20 protein-coding genes are annotated in these 20932 nt (G+C 67.9%); 1 reads left to right on the top strand and 19 read right to left on the bottom strand.

Annotation, left to right across the window (positions count from 1 at the left end; all coding sequences use genetic code 11):
- Positions 1-32: 32 nt before the first annotated feature.
- Complete coding sequence (locus FJM51_RS02245) at positions 33-824, bottom strand: ferredoxin--NADP reductase (protein WP_140452468.1); 792 nt, start codon at positions 822-824, stop codon at positions 33-35.
- 278 nt (positions 825-1102) lie between these two features.
- Between FJM51_RS02245 and FJM51_RS02240 the strand changes: the two genes are divergently transcribed.
- Positions 1103-2806 (top strand): DEAD/DEAH box helicase, encoded by a 1704-nt coding sequence (locus FJM51_RS02240; protein ID WP_140452467.1) that lies wholly within the window; start codon positions 1103-1105, stop codon positions 2804-2806.
- Between the two features lie 97 nt (positions 2807-2903).
- Here the strand turns inward: FJM51_RS02240 and FJM51_RS02235 are convergent, their stop codons facing one another.
- The 18 genes from FJM51_RS02235 to FJM51_RS02150 form a co-directional block, all read right to left on the bottom strand.
- A complete protein-coding gene (locus FJM51_RS02235) occupies positions 2904-4577 on the bottom strand; it encodes a ribonuclease J (protein WP_140452466.1) in 1674 nt (557 codons plus the stop codon).
- Between the two features lie 10 nt (positions 4578-4587).
- Positions 4588-5355: a type III pantothenate kinase gene (locus FJM51_RS02230; protein ID WP_140452465.1), complete on the bottom strand. Its 768-nt coding sequence runs from the start codon at positions 5353-5355 to the stop codon at positions 4588-4590.
- An 18-nt stretch (positions 5356-5373) separates the two neighbouring features.
- On the bottom strand, positions 5374-6135 hold the full coding sequence (locus FJM51_RS02225; protein ID WP_140452464.1) for a biotin--[acetyl-CoA-carboxylase] ligase: 762 nt from the start codon (positions 6133-6135) through the stop codon (positions 5374-5376).
- Between the two features lie 3 nt (positions 6136-6138).
- Positions 6139-7578 (bottom strand): NADH-quinone oxidoreductase subunit NuoN, encoded by a 1440-nt coding sequence (nuoN, locus tag FJM51_RS02220; RefSeq protein ID WP_140452463.1) that lies wholly within the window; start codon positions 7576-7578, stop codon positions 6139-6141.
- A 30-nt stretch (positions 7579-7608) separates the two neighbouring features.
- Positions 7609-9144, bottom strand: a complete 1536-nt coding sequence (locus FJM51_RS02215) for an NADH-quinone oxidoreductase subunit M (RefSeq protein WP_140452462.1) — start codon at positions 9142-9144, stop codon at positions 7609-7611.
- A gap of 1 nt (position 9145) precedes the next feature.
- Entirely contained in the window at positions 9146-11287 is a 2142-nt protein-coding gene (gene nuoL, locus FJM51_RS02210; RefSeq protein ID WP_140452461.1) for an NADH-quinone oxidoreductase subunit L, read from the bottom strand.
- Between the two features lie 4 nt (positions 11288-11291).
- Positions 11292-11597 (bottom strand): NADH-quinone oxidoreductase subunit NuoK, encoded by a 306-nt coding sequence (nuoK, locus tag FJM51_RS02205; protein ID WP_140452460.1) that lies wholly within the window; start codon positions 11595-11597, stop codon positions 11292-11294.
- Positions 11598-11672: 75 nt separating this feature from the next.
- Positions 11673-12287, bottom strand: a complete 615-nt coding sequence (locus FJM51_RS02200) for an NADH-quinone oxidoreductase subunit J (RefSeq protein ID WP_140452459.1) — start codon at positions 12285-12287, stop codon at positions 11673-11675.
- A 10-nt stretch (positions 12288-12297) separates the two neighbouring features.
- Positions 12298-12789, bottom strand: coding sequence for an NADH-quinone oxidoreductase subunit NuoI (gene nuoI, locus FJM51_RS02195; RefSeq protein ID WP_140452458.1), 492 nt, complete (start codon positions 12787-12789; stop codon positions 12298-12300).
- Positions 12790-12793: 4 nt separating this feature from the next.
- Positions 12794-13831, bottom strand: a complete 1038-nt coding sequence (nuoH, locus tag FJM51_RS02190) for an NADH-quinone oxidoreductase subunit NuoH (RefSeq protein WP_140452457.1) — start codon at positions 13829-13831, stop codon at positions 12794-12796.
- 3 nt (positions 13832-13834) lie between these two features.
- Positions 13835-15853, bottom strand: a complete 2019-nt coding sequence (gene nuoG / locus FJM51_RS02185) for an NADH-quinone oxidoreductase subunit NuoG (protein ID WP_140452456.1) — start codon at positions 15851-15853, stop codon at positions 13835-13837.
- The gene (locus FJM51_RS02180; protein ID WP_140452455.1) at positions 15850-16098 is read right to left on the bottom strand and encodes a hypothetical protein; all 249 of its coding nucleotides are present in this window, start codon (positions 16096-16098) and stop codon (positions 15850-15852) included. Before FJM51_RS02180 ends, nuoG begins: the two co-directional genes overlap by 4 nt.
- Positions 16098-16328: a DUF805 domain-containing protein gene (locus tag FJM51_RS02175; protein WP_210240186.1), complete on the bottom strand. Its 231-nt coding sequence runs from the start codon at positions 16326-16328 to the stop codon at positions 16098-16100. Before FJM51_RS02175 ends, FJM51_RS02180 begins: the two co-directional genes overlap by 1 nt.
- 6 nt (positions 16329-16334) lie before the next feature.
- Complete coding sequence (gene nuoF / locus FJM51_RS02170) at positions 16335-17630, bottom strand: NADH-quinone oxidoreductase subunit NuoF (RefSeq protein ID WP_140452454.1); 1296 nt, start codon at positions 17628-17630, stop codon at positions 16335-16337.
- 88 nt (positions 17631-17718) lie between these two features.
- Entirely contained in the window at positions 17719-18543 is an 825-nt protein-coding gene (locus FJM51_RS02165) for a helix-hairpin-helix domain-containing protein (RefSeq protein ID WP_140452453.1), read from the bottom strand.
- 16 nt (positions 18544-18559) lie between these two features.
- Positions 18560-19525 (bottom strand): NADH-quinone oxidoreductase subunit NuoE, encoded by a 966-nt coding sequence (nuoE, locus tag FJM51_RS02160; protein WP_140452452.1) that lies wholly within the window; start codon positions 19523-19525, stop codon positions 18560-18562.
- Positions 19525-20739: an NADH-quinone oxidoreductase subunit D gene (locus tag FJM51_RS02155; RefSeq protein ID WP_140452451.1), complete on the bottom strand. Its 1215-nt coding sequence runs from the start codon at positions 20737-20739 to the stop codon at positions 19525-19527. The genes nuoE and FJM51_RS02155 overlap by 1 nt, the downstream gene beginning before the upstream one ends.
- Positions 20740-20743: 4 nt before the next feature.
- Positions 20744-20929 carry a hypothetical protein gene (locus FJM51_RS02150; RefSeq protein ID WP_140452450.1) on the bottom strand — a complete coding sequence of 62 codons (186 nt, stop codon included), beginning with the start codon at positions 20927-20929 and terminating at the stop codon, positions 20744-20746.
- Positions 20930-20932 lie beyond the last annotated feature (3 nt).

Here is a 20932-nt window from a genome sequence, read left to right as displayed (position 1 = left end):
CCCTTCACATGCTTCCGCGTTTTCCGAGGCCCTCAGTCCACGAAGGCCTTCTCGATCACGAAATGGCCGGGCTCGGAGTTCGAGCCCTCGATCATGCCCGCTTCCTCGCAGAGCGCCTTGTGCTCCTGCAGCATCGCCATGGAGCCGCAGATCATCACGCGGTCGGTCTCGGGCGAGAGCGGCGCGCCGGTCGCCTCGGCGAGGCGCCCGTCACGGATCCAGTCGGTCATCCGGCCCATCACCTCGCTCGGCTCGCGCGTCGTCGTGGCGAGGAAGCGCAGCTTGTCGCCCACGACCTCGGAGAGAAGCTCGTCCTCGCGGATCTCCCTCACCAGCGCGTGGCCGTAGTCGAGTTCGCCCGCGTCGCGGCAGGTCTGGGTGAGGATCACCTCGTCGAACCGCTCGTAGGTCTCGGGCTCGCGGATCACGCTCGCGAAGGGGGCGATGCCGGTGCCGGTCGAGAACAGGAAGAGCCGCTTCGCCGGCAGGAGCGCGTCATGGACGAGCGTGCCGACCGGCTTCGGCCGCATCACGATCTCGTCGCCCTCCGCGATCTTCTGCAGCCGCGAGGTCAGCGGACCGTCGTCGACCTTGATCGAATAGAACTCCAGATGATCGGCCCAGGCGGGCGAGGCGATCGAATAGGCGCGCAGGAGCGGCTTGCCCTCGACCATGAGCCCGATCATCGCGAATTCGCCCGAGCGGAACCGGAACCCGGCCGGACGCTCCGCCGCGAACGAAAAAGTACGGTCCGTCCAGTGACGGATGTTGCTGACCTTGAGCAGGGCCATGCCCCGCAGGGCCTTGTCCACAACCTCGTTCATACCTGACAAACTCCCTCGAATCTCGCATCCCTTACACCGCCTTCGCGGCGGCGGAAAGGCGGGGAACCGCGTCCAGCCCCGGCGATCGTGGTAAAAACGCCCTATTTCACGGCGGATCCGCGGCTTTTTCGGCGCTTCCGGCCCGGAAAACGCGCGCCCAGATTGACCTCGGGTCCCGCGGCGCATATATGTGCCTCAGGAAGTGAGCTTCAATCCGGAAGCTCGGGGCCGCGTGACCTGTGCGGCCATTCATGCCGCGACAACAGCGAACGGGCTACATGACCAGATTTGACGACCTCGCCTTGGACCCCAAGGTTCTCAAAGCCGTATCCGAATCCGGGTACGAGACCCCCACCCCGATCCAGGTTCAGGCCATTCCGCACGCGCTCGAAGGGCGCGACGTGCTCGGGATCGCGCAGACGGGAACCGGCAAGACCGCCTCCTTCGTGCTGCCGATGATCACGCATCTCTCGAAGGGCCGCGCCCGCGCCCGGATGCCGAGGAGCCTCGTCCTCGCGCCGACGCGCGAACTCGCGGCGCAGGTGGCGGAGAATTTCGAGAAGTATTCTCGCCACGTGAAGCTCTCGATGGCGCTCCTGATCGGCGGCGTCAGCTTCAAGGACCAGGACAAGCTCATCGACCGGGGCGTCGACGTGCTGATCGCGACGCCGGGGCGCCTGCTCGACCATTTCGAGCGCGGCAAGCTGATGCTGACCGGCGTGCAGATCATGGTCGTCGACGAGGCGGACCGGATGCTCGACATGGGCTTCATCCCGGACATCGAGCGGATCTTCAAGCTCGTCCCCTTCACCCGGCAGACGCTGTTCTTCTCGGCGACGATGGCGCCCGAGATCACGCGCATCACCGAGGAATTCCTGCACAATCCGGTCCGGGTCGAGGTGGCGCGTCAGGCCACGACCTCCGAGACCATCGACCAGCATGTCTGCAAGCACACGCCGAAGCGGCGCGACAGCGCCGATTCCGACAAGCGCGAGGTGCTGCGCCGGCTCATCCGGGCCGAGGGCGAGACGCTGACGAACGGCATCATCTTCTGCAACCGCAAGCGCGACGTGGACGTGGTCGCCAAGTCGCTCAAGAAGCACGGGTTCGACGCGGCCCCGCTGCATGGCGATCTCGAACAGTCGATGCGGATGAAGATCCTCGGCGACTTCCGCGATGGCGCGTTGAAGCTTCTCGTCGCCTCGGACGTCGCGGCGCGGGGGCTCGACATTCCCTCTGTCAGCCATGTCTTCAACTTCGACGTGCCGATCCATTCCGAGGATTACGTGCACCGGATCGGGCGGACCGGCCGCGCCGGGCGCACGGGCAAGGCGATCACGCTCTGCCTGCCGCATGAGGAAAAGTATCTCGCCAAGATCGAGGAACTGGTGAAGAAGACCATCCCGGTCCTGACGAGCCCGCTCGGCTCCGCCCCGGCCGAGACCGAGGCCGAGGCCGAGGCGGGCGCCCGCGCGCCGCGCCGGTCCGAGCGCGCCCGCCGCTCGGAGTCGCGCCGCGCGGAGCCGCGCAAGGCCGAGGATCGGGGCGATACGCGCGCTCCGGCGGCGCAACCCGCCGCCGAGGCGGCCCAGCCCCGCGGCGATTCCCGGAGCGACAGGGGCGGCCGGCGGCGTGACGACCGCGCCGTCGTCGGCATGGGCGATCACGTGCCCGCCTTCCTGCTGCGCGAATTCCGCTTCGACACCGCGCCCGCCGAGACGAAGGCTTCCGAGCCGGAATCCGCCGGGGAAGCCGCCCCGGCCGAGATCTCCGCGCCCGAGGTGACGGCCAGCGAAAGCCCGGTGGAGGCCACCACGCCCGAGAACGCCGCTCCCGAAGCCGCCGCTCCCGAGGCCGCGGCCGAGGCGCCCGAAGTGAAGGCCGAGGATGCGCCGCCGGCCAAGAAGCCGCGCGCGCCGCGCCGTCGCGCCACCTCGCGCGCGAAAGCCGCCGCGGCGGAGGAAACCGCGCCGGCCGCCTGAGCCGCCGACCGCGCACAGAAAGAAGGAGCCTCCGCGCGTCTCGCCGGAGGCTCCTTTCGTTTTCGGGCCGATCGCGGCGCGCGGCCGCCGCCCGGGCTCAGGCTTCCAGCCGGCTGATCATCACCGTGCAGACCGGCTTCTTGCCGATCAGGTCGTTGCAGCGGCGCGAGACGGTGCGCGCCACGATCTGCTCGATCGCGTCGTCATCGTCGAAATCGGCCTTGCGCGCCCGCGCGAGCTCCCGGCCGATGTCGTCCTCGAGCGCGCCGGCCAGACCGTCGCGCAGGCGGGCGACCTCGGGCAGGCCCACCGTCTCGACCCAGGCGCCGCCGATGGGCTTGCCGCCCTCGTCGATCAGGATCGAGACGATCACATGGCCCCGGATCGCCATCCGGATCCGCTCCCGCACGACGCCGTCCAGCGCGCCGATGATCTCGGTCCCGTCGAGATAGACCCGCCCGGTCTCGACCTTCTCGGCGAATTTCGGCACCGGCCCGGTCAGATCGAGCATCGCCCCGTTCGGCGCCACCACGCCGACATAGCCGCGCGATTCCGCGTATTCCGCGTGGGTGGTCAGATGGCGATGCTCGCCATGCATCGGCACGATCACCGAGGGACGCAGCAGGTCCTGCATCACCGCGAGATCGGGCCGGTTCGCATGGCCCGAGACATGGTAGCGCCCGTCCGCGTCGTCGACGATCCGGACCCCCTTCTCGCTCAGCGCGTTCATGATCCGCCCGACGCTGATCTCGTTGCCCGGGATGGTCTTCGAGGAGAAGAGGAAGGTGTCGCCCCGCCGCAGCTCCAGCCCCATGTACTTGCCGCTGGCAAGCTGCGCCGAGGCCGCGCGGCGTTCGCCCTGGCTGCCGGTCGCGAGCACCAGAAGCTGGCTGCGCGGCACCGAATCCGCCTCCGTCACGTCGACCGTGGGCGGGAAGCCGTCCAGCACCTCGGTCGCGCGGGCGGTCTTCAGCATCGTGTTCATCGCGCGGCCGAGCACGACGATCTGGCGGCCGGCCGCGTGGCCCGCCTCCGCGAGCGTCCGGAGCCGCGCGACGTTGGAGGCGAAGGTGGTCGCGACCACCATGCCCTCCGCCTCGCGCATCAGCGCGCGGATCGGCTCGGTCAGCGTCGCCTCCGACCGGCCGGGATGCTGCGAGAAGACATTCGTCGAATCGCAGGTCATCACCTTGACGCCCTGGTCCCCGATCGCGCGGAAGATGTCCGCGTCGAAGGGATCGCCCACCACCGGGGTCGGATCGGTCTTGAAATCGGCCGAATGCAGGATCCGCCCCGCCGGCGTCTCGATCACGAGGCTGGAGCTCTCGGGGATCGAATGCGACACGGGGACGAAGCCGACGCGGAAAGGCCCCGCCTCGACCATGTGCGGCCAGGCGTCGACCTGGCGCACCTCGCTCGCGGGCTGGCCGGCGCGGTCCATCTTGTTCTGGGCGATCGCGGCGGTGAAGCGGCGGGCATAGACCGGCGCGCCGAGGCGCGACCAGAGCATGCCGAGCCCGCCGACGTGATCCTCGTGCGCGTGGGTGATGAAGATCCCCTCGAGCCGGTCGGCCCGCGCCTGCACCCAGGCGGGATCGGCCATGATCAGATCGACCCCCGGCGTCGTCTCCATGTCGGGAAAGGTCACGCCGACATCGACGAGGATCAGGCGCTCGGCGTCCTTCGGCCCGTAGCCGTATACGTACATGTTCATGCCGATCTCTCCCGCGCCGCCGAGCGCGAGATAGATCAGCCGTTCCTTGCCTGCCATGGTCCCGGTGCTACTCCTCGTTCAAACGGTCGATCAGCACCAGCCCGTGAATCGTGAGCCCGGTATCGACCTTTTCCAGCACATCTGTCCCTTGAGCGAAGAGGGTGGACAGCCCCCCGGTTCCGATGACCGTCATCGGCGTCCCGCGTTCGGCGCGGATGCGCGCGCAGAGACCCTCGATGAGGCCGACATAGCCCCAGTAGATGCCCGACTGCATGCAGGCAACCGTATTCGTCCCGACGACGTGGTCGGGACGCGTCACGTCGATGAAGGGCAGCGCCGCGGCCGCGTCGTGCAGCGCCTTCAGCGACAGGTTCACGCCGGGAGCGATCACGCCCCCCTCGTAGGCGCCGTCGTGGCCGACCACGTCGAAGGTGGTCGCGGTGCCGAAATCGACGACGATGAGATCGCCGCCGTAGCGGTCGAAGGCGCCGACCGTGTTCACGAGCCGGTCGGCGCCGACATGCGTCGTCGGATCGACGCGGACCGGCACGCCGAGCTTCACCTCGGGCTTGCCGACGACCTTCGGCCGGGTGTGGAAATAGCGGTCGGAAAGGACGCGCAGGTTGAACACGACCTGCGGCACGACGGAGGAGATGACGACCGAGCGCACGGCGGGATGGAGCCCGTGATGGTCGAAGAGCTGCCGCAGCCAGACGAAATACTCGTCCGCCGTCCGCTGCCGGTCGGTGCTGCACCGCCATTCCGCGATCACGGCCGCGCCGTCGTGCAGCGCGAAGACCGTGTTGGTGTTTCCGACGTCGATGGCGAGCAGCATCCGCGAACGATCCTCCGCTCAGACCGGCAGGAAGAACACGTCGGCGGCGGGCAGCGTGATCCGGCCCTCCGCCGCGGCGAGGACCAGCGCGCCGTCGGCGTCGATCGTCTCGAAGAGGCCGGAGAGCTCGCGCCCCGGCAGGCGCGCGACGATCGGCTCCCCGATCCGGGCGGCGCGGGCGAGCCAGGCGGCGCGCAGCGGCGCGAAGCCCTCACCCCGCAACCGGGCATCCCAATGGGCGAAGGCGGGGGCGAGCAGGTCGAGGAATTCCTCCGGCGTCGGCGCGCCGCCGAGGCTCTCGCCGAGGCTGACCGGCCGCGTCGCCCCGGGCCCGAGCGCGCGCGCCTCGGGCGCCGAGCGCAGGTTGACCCCGATGCCGACCGCGAGCGCGACGCCGCCGCGCGGTGCCATCTCGCTCTCGAGCAGGATCCCCGCGAGCTTGCCGCCGGTCAGCAGCACGTCGTTCGGCCATTTGAGCGCGAAGAGCTCGGGCCGCCCGGTCACCGCGACGAGCGCGTCGAAGAGCGCGAGCGCCGCCACGAAGGAGCGCTGCGCGGCGGCGGTCGGCCCGCCCTCGACCAGCATGAAGAGGCTCGCGGCGAAGTTCCCGGGATCCTGCTGCCAGACCCGGCCCCGGCGCCCCCGGCCCGCGGTCTGGTTCCGCGACAGGATCCAGGCGGGATCGGGCCGCCCGGCCCGGCCCCGCCGCAGCGCCTCCGCGTTGGTGCTGTCGATCTCGGCGAGGATCTCCCGGCCGACGCCCTCGGGCCAGCGCGTCATCGCTCAGGGAACGAGCGTCGCGGCCGCGGAGGCGGCGAGCGTCTCGACCCCGAAGAGGTTCACGATCCCGACCACCATGATGATCGCGGAGAGCCCGAGCAGACCCCAGTGCAGCGTCGGCATCCGGCCGTTCAGCCCGTCGACCGGCTGGCCGAAATACATCAGATAGACGATGCGCAGGTAGTAGTAGGCGCCGACCACGCTCGCGATCATGCCCGCGACGGCGAGCCAGACCAGCCCGGCGTCGATCGCGGCCTTCAGCACGTAGAACTTCCCGAAGAAGCCGACCAGCGGCGGGATGCCCGCGAGGCTGAACATCAGCACCGCGAGCGCCGCGGCGCGCGCCGGCTCCACCCGCGAGTAGAGGCCGAGCGAGGCGATCTCGGTCACCGGCTGGCCGTCCTTCTCCATGTTCAGGATGAAGGCGAAGACGCCGACGCTCATCACCACGTAGATCGCGAGGTAGATGAGCAGCGACTCGACCCCGAGCACCGTTCCCGAGGCGAGGCCCATCAGCGCGTAGCCCATGTGGCCGATCGAGGAATAGGCCATCAGACGCTTGATGTTGGTCTGGCCGATCGCCGCGACCGAGCCGAGCGCCATCGAGGCGAGCGACAGGAAGGCGAGGATCTGCTGCCATTCCGGCACCGCGCCGCCGAAGGCGGAGAAGAGCACGCGCGCGAACATCGCCGAGGCCGCGACCTTGGGGGCGGTCGCGAAGAAGGCGGTGACCGGCGTGGGCGAGCCCTCGTAGACATCGGGCGTCCACATGTGGAACGGCGCGGCCGAGACCTTGAAGGCGATGCCCGCCGAGAGGAAGACGAGGCCGAAGACGAGGCCGAGCGGGAGCGGACCCGGCTGGGCGACGACGAGCGCGATGCCCGCGAAGGCGGTGGTGCCGCCGTAGCCGTAGACGAGGCTCGCGCCGTAGAGCAGCAGGCCCGAGGAGAGCGAGCCGAGCACGAAATACTTCAGCCCCGCCTCGGTCGAGCGCACGGAGTCGCGGCGGAAGGCGGCGACGACGTAGAGCGCGAGGCTCTGCAGTTCGAGCCCGAGATAGAGCACGATCAGGTCGTTCGCGGAGACCATCACCATCATGCCCACGGTCGCGAGCAGGATCAGCACCGGGAATTCGTATTTCAGGAGTTCGGTGCGGATCAGGTATTCGAGGCTCATGGCGAGCGCCGCGGCGGCGCCCCAGAGGACCATCACCTTCGAGAACCGGGCGAAGCCGTCGTTGATGAAGGAGTCGCCGAAGGCGGTCGTGGTCTCCGACGGCTGGAAGCCGACCCAGAAGCCGACCGCCACCAGCACGAACACCGTCGCCCAGTGCACCATCCGGCTCACGTCCGACCGGGCATAGGCGCCCCACATCAGGCCAGCCATGGCAAGCAGCGCCAGCACCAGCTCGGGGGCGACTACGCTAAGGTCCTGGTTCAACATCTGCGGTTCCTCGAAGGTATGCGGCGCAGGTCAGTTCTGCGCGAGGCTGGTGTGGCTCGCCGCCACGGCCGCCTCGGTATGGTTGATGAGCGCGTCGACCGAGGGGCCGATCACGTCGAGCACCAGCGCCGGATAGACGCCGAGCAGGATCGTCGCCGCCACCAGCGGCGCGAAGAGGAGCTTCTCGCGCGAGGTCATGTCCTGGATCGTCTTCAGGCTCTCCTTGATCAGGTCGCCGAAGACGACGCGCCGGTAGAGCCAGAGCGCGTAGGCGGCCGAGAGGATCACGCCGAAGGCGGCGAAGAAGGCGACCCAGCTGTTGGCCTGGAAGGCGCCCGCCATGGTCAGGAACTCGCCCACGAAGCCACTCGTCCCCGGCAGGCCGACATTGCCCATCGTGAAGAGCATGAAGAGCAGCGCGTAGACCGGCATCCGGATCACGAGCCCGCCATAGGCGGCGATCTCGCGCGTGTGCATCCGGTCGTAGACCACGCCGACGAGGAGGAAGAGCGCGCCGGAGATGAAGCCGTGGCTCAGCATCTGGAAGATCGCGCCGTCGAGCCCCTGCCGGTTCAGCGCGAAGATCCCCATCGTGACGAAGCCCATGTGCGCGACCGAGGAATAGGCGATCAGCTTCTTGATGTCCTCCTGCATCAGCGCGACGAGGCTCGTGTAGACGATCGCGATGACCGAGAGCGTGAAGACGAAGTTCTGCATCACGTCGGAGGCGACCGGGAACATCGGCAGGCTGAAGCGCAGGAAGCCGTAGCCGCCCATCTTCAGCAGGATCGCCGCCAGCACGACCGATCCGGCGGTCGGCGCCTGCACATGGGCGTCCGGAAGCCAGGTATGGACCGGCCACATCGGCATCTTCACCGCGAAGGAGGCGAAGAAGGCGAGCCACATCAGCGTCTGCGCCCCGCCGACGACGGTGAAGCCGAGCACCCGGATCGGTTCGGAGCTGAAGGAATAGGTGAGCAGCGTCGGAATGTCCGTCGTGCCGGCCTGGGCGTACATCGCGATCATCGCGATCAGCATCAGCACGGAGCCCAGCAGCGTGTAGAGGAAGAACTTGAACGCCGCGTAGATCCGGTCCTTGCCGCCCCAGATGCCGATGATCAGGAACATCGGGATGAGGCCCGCCTCGAAGAAGATGTAGAAGAGCACGAGGTCGAGGGCGCAGAAGACGCCGATCATCAGCGTCTCGAGCACGAGGAAGGCGACCATGTACTCCTTGACGCGATCGTTCACCTGCCAGCAGGCGAGGATCACGATCGGCATCAGCACCGTCGTCAGCATCACGAACAGGACCGAGATCCCGTCGACGCCCATCTTGTAGGTGAGCCCGCCGAGCCAGGCCCGCTCCTCGACGAACTGGAAGCCCGGGTTCGACGCGTCGAAGCCGAAGAGCACGAAGAGCGACAGCAGGAAGGTGGCCGTCGTGGTGAAGAGCGCGAGCAGCTTCGCGTTCTTGCGCGCCGCCGAGTCATCCCCCTTCAGGAAGAGAAGCAGGACGACCGCGCCGATCAGCGGCAGGAAGGTGACGAGGGAGAGGAGGCTGTTCATCTTAACCCACGCTCGTGAGGCTGATCCAGGCGAGGAGCACGACGAGGCCGAGCACCATGGCGAATGCGTAGTGGAAGAGGTAGCCGGACTGCGCCCGGCCGGCGAGCCGGGTCACGAAGGGCACGAAACCCATCGCGACGCCGTTGATCGTGCCGTCGATCGTCTCCCCGTCGCCCTTCTTCCAGAGGAAGCGGCCGAGCCACATCGCGGGGCGCACGAAGAGGAAGTCGTAGAGCTCGTCGAAATACCACTTGTTGAGCAGGAAGAGGTAGAGCGGCCGCTGCGCCTCCGCGAGGCGGCGGGGCAGCGTGGTGTTCGAGATGTAGAACATGTAGGCCACGCCGAAACCGATCAGCATCGCGATGAAGGGCGAGGACTTGATCAGGAACGGCGCCTGGTGCGCCTCCTCCAGCACGTGGTTGTCCGGGGCCATGTAGATCGCGCCGATCGGACCCTCGGCCGCGCCATGCGCGACGACCGCGGCCGCCCCCGGCGCCTCGGCCGTCGGCGCCGCCTCGCCCTCGGCGGGCGCGGCATGCTCCCCCGCCGCCTGCATCGGCGCGGCGTGGCCTCCCTCGCCCTCCGAGAGAACCGCCTCGGCCTCGTGGGCCGGCATCCCGAAGAAGCTCAGCACCCGCGCGTGATCGCCGAAGAAGGAGTTGTACCAGATCATGCCCGAGAAGACCGCGCCGAGCGCGAGCACCATCAGCGGGATCGTCATCACCCGCGGGCTCTCGTGCGCGTGGTCATGCGCGTGATGATCGCCCCTCGGCTCCCCGAAGAAGGTCATGAAGATCAGGCGCCAGGAATAGAAGGAGGTGAAGGCGGCGGCGATCACCAGCATCCAGAAGGCATAGCTCGACGCCGCCGTGCCGCCGGCCCAGGCGCTTTCGAGGATCGCGTCCTTGGAGAGGAAGCCCGCGAAGCCGATCGTGGTCTGCGGAATGCCGACGCCGGTGATCGCGAGCGTGCCGAGCACCATGGTCCAGAAGGTGATCGGCACCTTCTTCCTCAACCCGCCGTAGTTGCGCATGTCCTGCTCGTGGTGCATCGCATGGATAACCGAGCCGGCGCAGAGGAAGAGCAGCGCCTTGAAGAAGGCGTGGGTCAGCAGGTGGAACATCGCCGCCGAATAGACGCCGACGCCCGCGGCCACGAACATGTAGCCGAGCTGCGAGCAGGTCGAATAGGCGATCACCCGCTTGATGTCGTTCTGCACGAGACCGACCGTCGCCGCGAAGAAGGCGGTGGTGGCGCCGATGTAGACGATGAAGGTCTTGGCATGCGGTGCGTATTCGATGATCGGCGACATGCGGCAGACGAGGAACACGCCCGCCGTCACCATGGTCGCGGCGTGGATGAGCGCGGAGACCGGGGTCGGGCCTTCCATCGCGTCCGGCAGCCAGGTGTGCAGGAAGAGCTGCGCCGACTTGCCCATGGCGCCGATGAAGAGCATCGTCGCGATGACTTCCGACGCCGTCCAGTCGCGCCAGAGGAAGTGCAGCGTCGACTGCGCCAGGCCGGGCCCGGCGGCGAAGATGTCGTCGAAGGCGATCGAATCGACCGCGACATAGGTGAGGAAGATCCCCATCAGGAAGCCGAAGTCGCCGACCCGGTTCACGACGAAGGCCTTGATCGCCGCCGCGTTCGCGCTCGACTTGCGGTAGTAGAAGCCGATCAGCAGGTAGGAGGCGACGCCGACGCCCTCCCAGCCGAAGAAGAGCTGGAGCAGGTTGTCCGCCGTCACGAGCATCAGCATCGCGAAGGTGAAGAACGAGAGGTAGGCGAAGAAGCGCGGCCGGTAGCTCTCGCTGTTCTTCCAGTTCTCGTCATGCGCCATGTAGCCGACGCTGTAGAGATGCACGAGTGAGGAGACGGTGGTGACGACGATCAGCATGATCGCGGTCAGCCGGTCGAGCCGGATGCCCCAGTCGGCGGCGAGCGTGCCCGAGACGATCCAGCGGAACAGCGGAACATGCGCCGTCTCGCCGCCGAAGGTCAGGAACACGATCCAGGAGAAGAAGGCCGCGACGAAGAGCAGGCCCGTGGCGATATAGGTCGCGCCCTTCTCGCCGAACCACTTGTAGCCAAAACCGCAGAGCAGGGCGCCGAGGAGCGGCGCGAAGAGGATGATCGTCGTCATGCCCTCAGCCCTTCATCACATTGATGTCGTCCACCGCGATGGTGCCGCGGTTGCGGAAGAAGCAGACGAGGATGGCAAGGCCGATCGCGGCTTCCGCCGCCGCGACCGTGAGCACGAAGAGGGTGAAGACCTGCCCCACCAGATCGCCGAGATAGGCCGAGAAGGAGACGAGGTTGATGTTGACCGCGAGCAGGATGAGCTCGATCGACATCAGGATGATGATGACGTTCTTCCGGTTCAGGAAGATGCCGAAGATGCCGGTCACGAACAGGAGCGCCGCGACCGTCAGATAATGTCCGAGACCAACCACCGTCTCACCCCCACCCGTTCGCGACGAGCGTGATCGTCGCAATTCCTATCAGCGCCGCGGCCCAGGACGCGACGATCATGCTCCCTGCCCCGGCTTGATATCCAGGAGCTCGATCGCGGTCGCCGGATCGCGGTACATCTGATCGAGCACGTTCTGCCGCTTCACATAGGCCCGCTTCCTGAGCGTCAGCACGATCGCCCCGATCATCGCCACGAGCAGCACGAGGCCGGCGAGCTGGAACAGGAGCACGTAGCGCGTGTAGAGCAGGTCGCCGAGCGCGGCGGTGTTGTGGATCTGGTCCGGCGGCGGCGTCACGGCGGCGCGCAGGCTCAGCGCCTGGTCGGAGAGCTGCCAGGAGGCGAACATGAAGCCGAGCTGGACCAGCAGCACGACGCCGATCAGGAGGCCGATCGGCAGATAGCGCGCCATGCCGGCCCTGAGCGCGGTGAAATCGACGTCGAGCATCATCACGACGAAGAGGAACAGCACCGCGACCGCGCCGACATAGACGATCAGCATCAGCATGGCGACGAATTCCGCGCCGAGCAGCACGAAGAGCCCGGCCGCCGAGAAGAAGGCGAGGATCAGCCAGAGCACCGAATGCACCGGATTGCGCGACGAGATGACGAGCACGCCCGAGACGACGGCGACGATGGCGAAGAGATAGAAGGCGAAGACTGCGAAACCCATGCTCAGCTCCTCACCGGTAAGGCGCGTCGAGTTCGAGGTTGCGCGCGATCTCCGGCTCCCAGCGGTCGCCGTTCGCAAGCAGCCGCTCCTTGTTGTAGAGCAGCTCCTCGCGCGTCTCGGTCGAGAACTCGAAATTCGGCCCCTCGACGATCGCATCGACCGGGCAGGCCTCCTGGCAGAAGCCGCAGTAGATGCATTTCGTCATGTCGATGTCGTAGCGCGTCGTCCGGCGCGAGCCGTCCTCGCGCGGCTCGGCGTCGATCGTGATCGCCTGCGCCGGGCAGATCGCCTCGCAGAGCTTGCAGGCGATGCAGCGTTCCTCGCCGTTGGCGTAGCGGCGCAGCGCGTGCTCGCCGCGGAAGCGGGGCGAGAGCGGCCCCTTCTCGTGCGGGTAGTTGAGCGTCGCCTTCGGCTTCATGAAGTACTTCAGGCCGAGCTTGAAGCCGCCGAGAAAGTCGGCGAGCAGGAAATAGCGCGCGGCGCGGTCGAACGGGATCCCCATCGCCTCAGCCCCCAATCATCCAGCGCTGGTAGGCGCCCCAGAACCATCCGTAGTGGGCGAAGAGCCCGACCAGCACCACCCAGCCCAGGCTGAGCGGCAGGAACACCTTCCAGCCGATCCGCATCAGCTGGTCATAGCGGTAGCGCGGCACGATCGCCTTCACCATCGCGAAGATGAAGAAGAAGAACACCATCTTCAGGAAGAGCCACAGCGCCCCGTCCGGCAGGAACGGCACCGGCGACAGCCAGCCTCCGAAGAACAGGATCGAGATGAGCGCGCACATGAAGAAGACGCTCATCAGCTCGCCGATCATGAAGAGCAGGAAGGGGGTCGAGGAATACTCGACCTGATAGCCCGCGACGAGCTCCGATTCAGCCTCCGGAAGGTCGAAGGGCGGCCGGTTCGTCTCCGCCAGCGAGGAGATGAAGAAGAGCGCGACCATCGGCAGATGCGGCAGCCAGTACCAGTTCAGGAGCCCGAGACCGCCCTCCTGCGCCAGCACGATGTGGCTGAGGTTGAGCGAGCCGGTCGAGATCAGCACGCCCACGATGATGAGACCGAGCGAAACCTCGTAGGAGATCATCTGCGCCGCCGACCTGAGCGCGCCCATGAACGGGTATTTCGAGTTCGAGGCCCAGCCGCCGATGATGATCGCATAGACGTGCAGGGACGAGATCGCGAAGATGAACAGGATGCCCACGTTCATGTCCGAGATCACCCAGCCCGGCGCCCAGGGGATCACCGCCCAGACGATCACCGGCAGCACGAAGCTCACCATCGGCGCGAGGAAGAACAGGATCTTGTCGGCGCCCGCCGGGACCACCACTTCCTTGACGATGTACTTGAGGAAGTCGGCGAAGCTCTGCATCAGCCCCCAGGGACCGACGACGTTCGGCCCCCGGCGCAGCTGCACCGCCGCCCAGACCTTGCGGTCGGCGTACATCAGGAACGCCAGGCAGACGAGAATGACGACCGTCACCAGAAGGCACTGCCCGAGGATCAGGAGAAACAGGCCGAAGCCGCTCGAGAAAAAGCCTTCCATGCCTTACTCCGCCGCCAGGGGACGCACCCCTTCGCTGGCCATTCTGGCGAGCTCGGCCATCACCTGGCTGGCCCGCGCGATCGGATTGGTCAGATAGTGAACCCGGGTCGGACCGGTGAATTCCGCCCCGTCCATATCGCCCCGTTCGAGGGGCGTCCATGCGTTTTCCGGCACGAGGTCGATCGCCGCGAGATGCGGCGCGGCCTCGAACATCCGCGCCCGCAGCTCGGGCAGCGAATTGAACGGCAGCGTCTGGCCGAGCACCGCGGAGAGCGCGCGGATGATCGCCCAGTTCTCGCGCGCCTCGCCCGGGGGGAAGCCCGCGCGGTTCGCCAGCTGCGGCCGGCCCTCGGTATTGACGAAGATCCCGGCCTCCTCGGTCCAGGCGGCGCCGGGCAGGATCACGTCGGCGCGATGCGCGCCGCGGTCGCCATGGCTGCCCTGGTAGATCACGAAGGGTCCCGCCGGCACGTCGATCTCGTCCGCGCCGAGGTTGTAGACCACCTCCGCGCCGTCGAGCGCCGCGTCGATCCCGCCCTCGGTCACAAAGCCGAGGTCCATCGCGCCGACGCGGGCCGCCGCGTCGTGCAGCACGAGCAGCTTCGCCCCCGACTTCTCCGCGAGCGCCATCGCCGCGGCCAGCACCGCCGTCCCGTCGGCACGCGCGAGCGCCGGCTGGCCGACGATCACGACGCCCGGCCCCGCGCCTTCCTCGGGCGCGGTCGCGGCGTCGACGAGCTTGCCGAGTTCCGTCGGGCCCGAGCCGAGATAGGAATAGGGGAAGGTCAGGTCCACCGCCTCGCCGATCAGCGTCACGCGGGCGCCGTGCAGCCAGGCCTTGCGGATGCGCGCGTTCAGTACCGGCGCCTCGGCGCGGGGGTTGACGCCGATCAGATGGACGAAGCCCGCCGTGTCGATATCCTCGATCCGCGCGGTGCCGACATAGGCCGAACGGTTGCCCGCCGGCAGCATGGCGCCGGAGGTCCGGCACTCCACCTTGCCGCCGAGCCCCTCGACCAGCCCTTTCAGCGCGAAGATCGCCTCCGTCGGCGCGAGGTCGCCGGCGAGCGCCGCGACCTTCCGGCCCTTCATTGCCTCCGCGACCGCCGCGAAGGCCTCGCCCCAGCTCGCGGGCCGCAGCCGGCCGTTCTCGCGGACATAGGGCCGGTCGAGCCGCTGGCGCCGCAGACCGTCCCAGATGAAGCGGGAGCGGTCGGAGAGCCATTCCTCGTTCACGCCGTCATGGTTGCGCGGCAGGATCCGCATCACCTCCCGGCCCTTCACGTCGACGCGGATGTTGGCGCCGAGCGCGTCCATCACGTCGATCGACTCGGTCTTCTTCAATTCCCATGGCCGCGCCGTGAAGGCATAGGGCTTCGAGGTCAGCGCGCCGACCGGGCAGAGGTCGATCACGTTGCCCTGGAGTTCAGAGGTCAGCATCTGGCCGAGGTAGTTCGTGATCTCGCTGTCCTCGCCGCGGCCGACCTGACCCATCTCCGGCACGCCCGCCACCTCGGTGATGAAGCGCACGCAGCGGGTGCAGGAGATGCAGCGCGTCATCGAGGTCTTGACGAGCGGCCCGAGATTGAGGTCGAGCGCCGCCCGCTTCGGCTCGCGGTAGCGGCTGAAGTCGACCCCGTAGGCCATCGCCTGGTCCTGCAGGTCGCATTCGCCGCCCTGGTCGCAGATCGGACAGTCGAGCGGATGGTTGATGAGCAGGAACTCCATCACCCCCTCGCGCGCCTTCTTCACCATCGGCGAGGTGGTCCTGATCTGCGGCGGCGCCCCCTCCGGCCCCGGGCGCAGGTCCTTCACCTGCATCGCGCAGGAAGCCGAGGGCTTCGGCGGGCCGCCGACGACCTCCACGAGGCACATCCGGCAGTTGCCGGCGATCGACAGCCGCTCGTGATAGCAGAACCGCGGAATTTCGATCCCGGCGACCTCGCAGGCCTGCAGGAGCGTCATGGTCGGCGGAACCTCCACCTCCATGTCGTCGATGATGAGCTTGCGAAGGTCTGTCACTTTCTCGACTCCAATTCGCTGACCCGCCGCCGAAGCGCGTTCAGTTGGTCCTCGACCTCGTCGAACCGCTGTCCGAACTGTTCCGCCACGAGATTGGAATGCGCCGCCATACCAAGCGCGGTGGTCATTCCCTCATGCATTTCGTCAAGGCGACGCTCGACCTTGATCAGCCGCCTGCCCTGGTCCAGTTGATCGGTCCGGATCTCTCTAAGCAGGCGCAAAACGATGTCGTCCTCCTCCGCCATCAGCGCCCCCCGCCCCGGAGCGCCGGCCATTCCTTGAAGGCCAGCACCCAGAGCGAAATGATGTTGGCGAGCGGGATCAGCATCAGCAGCGCCCAGGCGCCGGAATGCCCGGTGCGCGACCAGAGCTTCCAGTAGGGCACGATCAGGACCGCGAGCAGGATGAGCAGCGGGATCAACCCGAAGCCGCCGGTATAGGCGTGGTAGTCGAAGGTCTCCATATGCGGTTCCATCGCCGCCTACTCCGCCGCGACGGCGCTGACGCGGCCGGTCTTCTTGTACTTGATCCGGTCCTCGATCTCGTTCCGGAAATGCCGGATCAGGCCCTGGATCGGCCAGGCCGCCGCGTCGCCGAGCGCGCAGATCGTGTGGCCCTCGACCTGCTTCGTGACCGAGAGCAGCATGTCGATCTCCTCGACCTCCGCCTCTCCCGTCACCAGCCGGTCCATCACCCGCATCATCCAGCCGGTGCCCTCGCGACAGGGGGTGCACTGGCCGCAGCTCTCGTGCTTGAAGAACTTCGAGAGCCGCCAGATCGCCTTCACGACGTCGGTGTTCTTGTCCATCACGATCATGCAGGCGGTGCCGAGCGAGGATTTGAGCTCGCGCATCCCGTCGAAATCCATGATCGCGTCGGCGCATTGCTCGGCCGGCAGCACCGGGCAGGAGGCGCCGCCCGGGATGATCGCCTTCAGATTGTCCCAGCCGCCCCGGACGCCGCCGCCGTGCTTGTCGATCAGCTCGCGCATCGTGATGCCCATGGCTTCCTCGACGACGCAGGGCCGGTTCACATGGCCCGACATCGCGAAGAGCTTGGTGCCGACGTTGTTCGGCCGGCCGATGCCGGCGAACCAGCCGGCGCCCCGGCGCAGGATGGTCGGCGCGACGGCGATCGATTCCACGTTGTTGACCGTGGTCGGGCAGCCGTAGAGGCCGGTATTGGCCGGGAACGGCGGCTTCAGCCGCGGCATGCCCTTGCGGCCCTCGAGGCTCTCGAGCAGCGCGGTTTCCTCGCCGCAGATATAGGCGCCCGCGCCGTGGTGCAGGTAGATGTCGAAATCCCAGCCCGAGCCGCAGGCGTTCGGACCGATCAGCCCCGCGTCATAGGCCTCGTCGATCGCGATCTGCAGCGCCTCGCGCTCGCGGATGTATTCGCCCCGGAGGTAGATATAGGCGGTATGCGCCCCCATCGCGAAACCGGCGACCAGGCAGCCCTCGATCAGCGTATGCGGATCGTGGCGCATGATCTCCCGGTCCTTGCAGGTTCCGGGCTCGGATTCGTCGGCGTTGACGACGAGGTAATGCGGGCGCCCGTCGCTGCCCTTCGGCATGAAGGACCACTTGAGCCCGGTCGGAAAGCCCGCGCCGCCCCGGCCGCGCAGGCCCGACGCCTTCATCTCCTCGATGATCTTGTCGCGGCCCCGGCCGAGGATCCCGGCGGTGTCGTCCCACAGGCCGCGCTTCCGCGCGCCGGCGAGCGAGCGGTCGTACATGCCGTAGATATTGGTGAAGATCCGGTCCGTGTCCGCCAGCATGCCTCAGCCCTCATACTTCCGGAGCGGCCCGCGCGGGGCGCTCCATCACCTTCGCACGTCCCGCGCCCTTGCCCGGAACGCGCGCGCGTCAATCTCCCGCGCCGTCCCCGGCGTCCGATCCGAGCAGCCTGGCCTGGGCGATCCAGTCGTCCCGCGTCGCCCGGCCCGAGAAGCCGCCGAGGCTCTCGTCCACGGCGCGCAGTTCCTCCGGCCCCCAGGCCGCGATCTGCGCGAAATGGAAATAGCCGAGGCCGTTCAGGACGCCCTCGAGCTTCGGACCCACGCCCTTGATCTTCTTCAGGTCGTCCGCCGCGCCCTCGGGCGCCGCGAGCGCCGTCGGCCGCTCGGGATGGACGGGCGCCGCCTCGGCCTCCGGGGCGGCTTCGGGCGCGGGAGCTTCCGCCACCGGCGCCTCCGGTTCCAGCGTCTCGGGCTCCGGCGTCTCCGGTTCCAGCGCCTCGGCGAGCGCGGCCGGCTCGCCCGCCACGATCCCGCCCGTCGGCGCCTCGGGGGTCACGCTCCCGAGCGTCTCGCTCACGATGTCGAGCGTCTCGCGCGTGGCCTCGACGAGCGGCTCCATCACCGCCGCGGCGTCCGCGACCACCTCGGCCGGCGTCGGCACGACGTCGCGCGTCCGTTCGACCACCTCGGCGTCGCTCACGTCGGCCCTGGCGCGGGACGGCGCCTTCCCCGGCGCCTCGGCGGCGGGTTTCGGCGCCTCCTCCGGCGCGCCGAACATCCAGCCGGCGGCGCCGAACGGCCCCTTCATCATCACCCGTGACGGCGCGCTCGCCTGATGCATCGCACGCATCACGCGCAGCGCCAGCTGGCTCGCCAGCATCGCCGAGCCGACACCGGCGGCCAGCCAGAAGGCCGGTCCCGGAAAGTCCTTGCGGAAGTCCTTCTCGCTCATGCCTTGGCCTCCCCTCTCACGCATCCTGCGCCGCCGTCTCCGCGACGATGACCCGGGCCTGCTCGACCCACCGCTCGCGGATCACGCGGCCGTGGAAATCGAGATGCGTATCGACCCAGGCGATCTCCGCGTCGGTCCAGCCGGCGATCTGGTCGAAATGGTAGTAGCCGAGCCCGTGGAGCTTCTCCTCCAGCACCGGGCCGATCCCCTTGATGATCTTCAGATCGTCCGGCCCCTCCGCCCGGGGCGCGGGCAACGTTTCCGGCTGCTTCGGGATCGGCGCCGCGAAGGAGGCGCGCTCGGTCACCGGCTCGCCGGTGATCGAGGCGATCGTGTCGCCATGCTCCATCGCCCGCGTCACCGAGCCGTTCGCCTTCTCGATCCGCTCGCCCTCCGTCAGCGACGAGAGGCCGTCCAGCGGCTCCGAGGAGAAGCGGCCGATCTGCGACCCGGGCCGCGGCACGGCGCCGCCCTCGAATTCGTCGAGCAGGGTCTCGAACCCCTCCGCCGTCAGATCCTCGTAGTAATCCTTGCCGATCTGGGCCATCGGCGCGTTGGCGCAGGCCCCGAGGCATTCGACCTCCTCCCAGGAGAACCGGCCGTCGGCCGAGATCTCGTGCGGGTTCGCCGCGATCCGGCGCTTGCAGACCGCGATCAGGTCCTCCGCGCCGCAGATCATGCAGGAGGTCGTGCCGCAGATCTGGAAATGCGCGACCTTTCCAATCGGTTGCAGCTGGAACATGAAGTAGAATGTCGCGACTTCGAGCACGCGGATCTCCGCCATGCCGAGCATGTTGGCGATGTACTCGATCGCCGGCCGCGTGACCCAGCCTTCCTGCTCCTGCGCCCGCCAGAGCAGCGGGATCACCGCCGAGGCCTGCCGGCCTTCGGGATATTTCGCGATCCAGGCCTTCGCCCAGTCCAGATTGGCGGGCGTGAACTCGAAGCTCTCGGGCTGATGGGGGGAAAGACGGCGCAGCATCAGCGATCAACCTCGCCAAACACGATATCAAGGGAGCCGAGCGCGGCGGCGACGTCCGCGACCATGTGGCCGCGGCAGATGTGGTCCATCGCCTGCAGATGCGCGAAACCGGGGGCGCGCAGCTTCACCCGCCAGGGCTTGTTGGTGCCATCGGCGACCAGATAGACGCCGAATTCGCCCTTCGGCGCCTCGACGGCGGCGTAGACCTCGCCCGCGGGCACGTGGAAGCCCTCGGTATAGAGCTTGAAGTGATGGATCAGGGCTTCCATCGAGGATTTCATCACCCCGCGCCGCGGCGGGCTGATCTTGCCCCGGGTCATCACCTCCTCGCCCTCGCATTCGTTGAGCTTGGCGATGGCCTGGACGATGATCTTCGTGCTCTCGTACATCTCCGCCATCCGGCAGAGATAGCGGTCGTAGCAGTCCCCGTTCCGGCCGACCGGAATCTTGAAGTCGAACTCGTCGTAGCATTCGTAGGGCTGCGCGCGCCGCAGGTCCCAGGTGATGCCGGAGCCGCGCACCATCACGCCGGAGAAACCGAGCGCCTGGCATTCCTCCTGGCTCACCACGGCGATGTCGACGTTGCGCTGCTTGAAGATCCGGTTCTCGGTCAGCAGCGCGTGGATGTCGTCGAGCACGGCCGGGAAGGCCGCCGCCCAGGCGCCGATGTCGTCGATCAGGTCGCGCGGCAGGTCCTGATGCACGCCGCCCGGCCGGAAATAGGCCGCGTGGAGCCGCGCGCCGCAGGCCCGCTCGTAGAAGATCATGAGCTTCTCGCGTTCCTCGAAGCCCCAGAGCGGCGGCGTCAGCGCGCCCACGTCCATCGCCTGCGTCGTGACGTTGAGCAGGTGGTTCAGGATCCGGCCGATCTCGGAATAGAGCACGCGGATGAGCTGGCCGCGCCGCGGCACCGGCGTGCCGGTCAGCCGCTCGATCGCGAGGCACCAGGCATGTTCCTGGTTCATCGGCGCCACGTAGTCGAGCCGGTCGAGATACGGCAGGTTCTGGAGATAGGTCCGGCTCTCCATCAGCTTCTCGGTGCCGCGGTGCAGCAGGCCGATATGCGGGTCGCAGCGCTCCACGATCTCGCCGTCGAGCTCCAGCACCAGGCGCAGCACGCCGTGGGCCGCCGGATGCTGCGGGCCGAAGTTGATGTTGAAGTTCCGGATCTTCTGCTCGCCGATCGTGTCGACGACGTCGTATTTGGCGTCCATGCCGCTAAACTCCCGCCGCGCCTTCGCCGGGCCACCGCCGGAAGGCGAGGATCCACAGCAGAACAGTCCCGAGGATCGGGACGACGCCCAGAATGGCCAGGTTCGGATTCATTCCCGCCCGCGGCAGCAGCCGGTAGAGCGGAATGCACCAGAGAACCGCGTTGACGATGAGCCCGATGATCACTTCCACCGG

The sequence above is a fragment of the Amaricoccus solimangrovi genome, assembly GCF_006385685.1.
Classification (GTDB): Bacteria; Pseudomonadota; Alphaproteobacteria; order Rhodobacterales; family Rhodobacteraceae; genus Amaricoccus; species Amaricoccus solimangrovi.
This window is presented reverse-complemented; position numbering and strand designations above follow the sequence as displayed.

Bases quoted from the DNA above. Each gene is read 5' to 3' on its own strand.
- FJM51_RS02245 (WP_140452468.1), bottom strand. From the start codon at position 824: ATGAACGAGGTTGTGGACAAGGCCCTGCGGGGCATGGCCCTGCTCAAG.
- FJM51_RS02240 (WP_140452467.1), top strand. From the start codon at position 1,103: ATGACCAGATTTGACGACCTCGCCTTGGACCCCAAGGTTCTCAAAGCC.
- FJM51_RS02235 (WP_140452466.1), bottom strand. From the start codon at position 4,577: ATGGCAGGCAAGGAACGGCTGATCTATCTCGCGCTCGGCGGCGCGGGA.
- FJM51_RS02230 (WP_140452465.1), bottom strand. From the start codon at position 5,355: ATGCTGCTCGCCATCGACGTCGGAAACACCAACACGGTCTTCGCGCTG.
- FJM51_RS02225 (WP_140452464.1), bottom strand. From the start codon at position 6,135: ATGACGCGCTGGCCCGAGGGCGTCGGCCGGGAGATCCTCGCCGAGATC.
- nuoN (WP_140452463.1), bottom strand. From the start codon at position 7,578: ATGTTGAACCAGGACCTTAGCGTAGTCGCCCCCGAGCTGGTGCTGGCG.
- FJM51_RS02215 (WP_140452462.1), bottom strand. From the start codon at position 9,144: ATGAACAGCCTCCTCTCCCTCGTCACCTTCCTGCCGCTGATCGGCGCG.
- nuoL (WP_140452461.1), bottom strand. From the start codon at position 11,287: ATGACGACGATCATCCTCTTCGCGCCGCTCCTCGGCGCCCTGCTCTGC.
- FJM51_RS02200 (WP_140452459.1), bottom strand. From the start codon at position 12,287: ATGGGTTTCGCAGTCTTCGCCTTCTATCTCTTCGCCATCGTCGCCGTC.
- nuoI (WP_140452458.1), bottom strand. From the start codon at position 12,789: ATGGGGATCCCGTTCGACCGCGCCGCGCGCTATTTCCTGCTCGCCGAC.
- nuoH (WP_140452457.1), bottom strand. From the start codon at position 13,831: ATGGAAGGCTTTTTCTCGAGCGGCTTCGGCCTGTTTCTCCTGATCCTC.
- FJM51_RS02180 (WP_140452455.1), bottom strand. From the start codon at position 16,098: ATGGCGGAGGAGGACGACATCGTTTTGCGCCTGCTTAGAGAGATCCGG.
- FJM51_RS02175 (WP_210240186.1), bottom strand. From the start codon at position 16,328: ATGGAACCGCATATGGAGACCTTCGACTACCACGCCTATACCGGCGGC.
- nuoF (WP_140452454.1), bottom strand. From the start codon at position 17,630: ATGCTGGCGGACACGGACCGGATCTTCACCAATATCTACGGCATGTAC.
- FJM51_RS02165 (WP_140452453.1), bottom strand. From the start codon at position 18,543: ATGAGCGAGAAGGACTTCCGCAAGGACTTTCCGGGACCGGCCTTCTGG.
- nuoE (WP_140452452.1), bottom strand. From the start codon at position 19,525: ATGCTGCGCCGTCTTTCCCCCCATCAGCCCGAGAGCTTCGAGTTCACG.
- FJM51_RS02155 (WP_140452451.1), bottom strand. From the start codon at position 20,739: ATGGACGCCAAATACGACGTCGTCGACACGATCGGCGAGCAGAAGATC.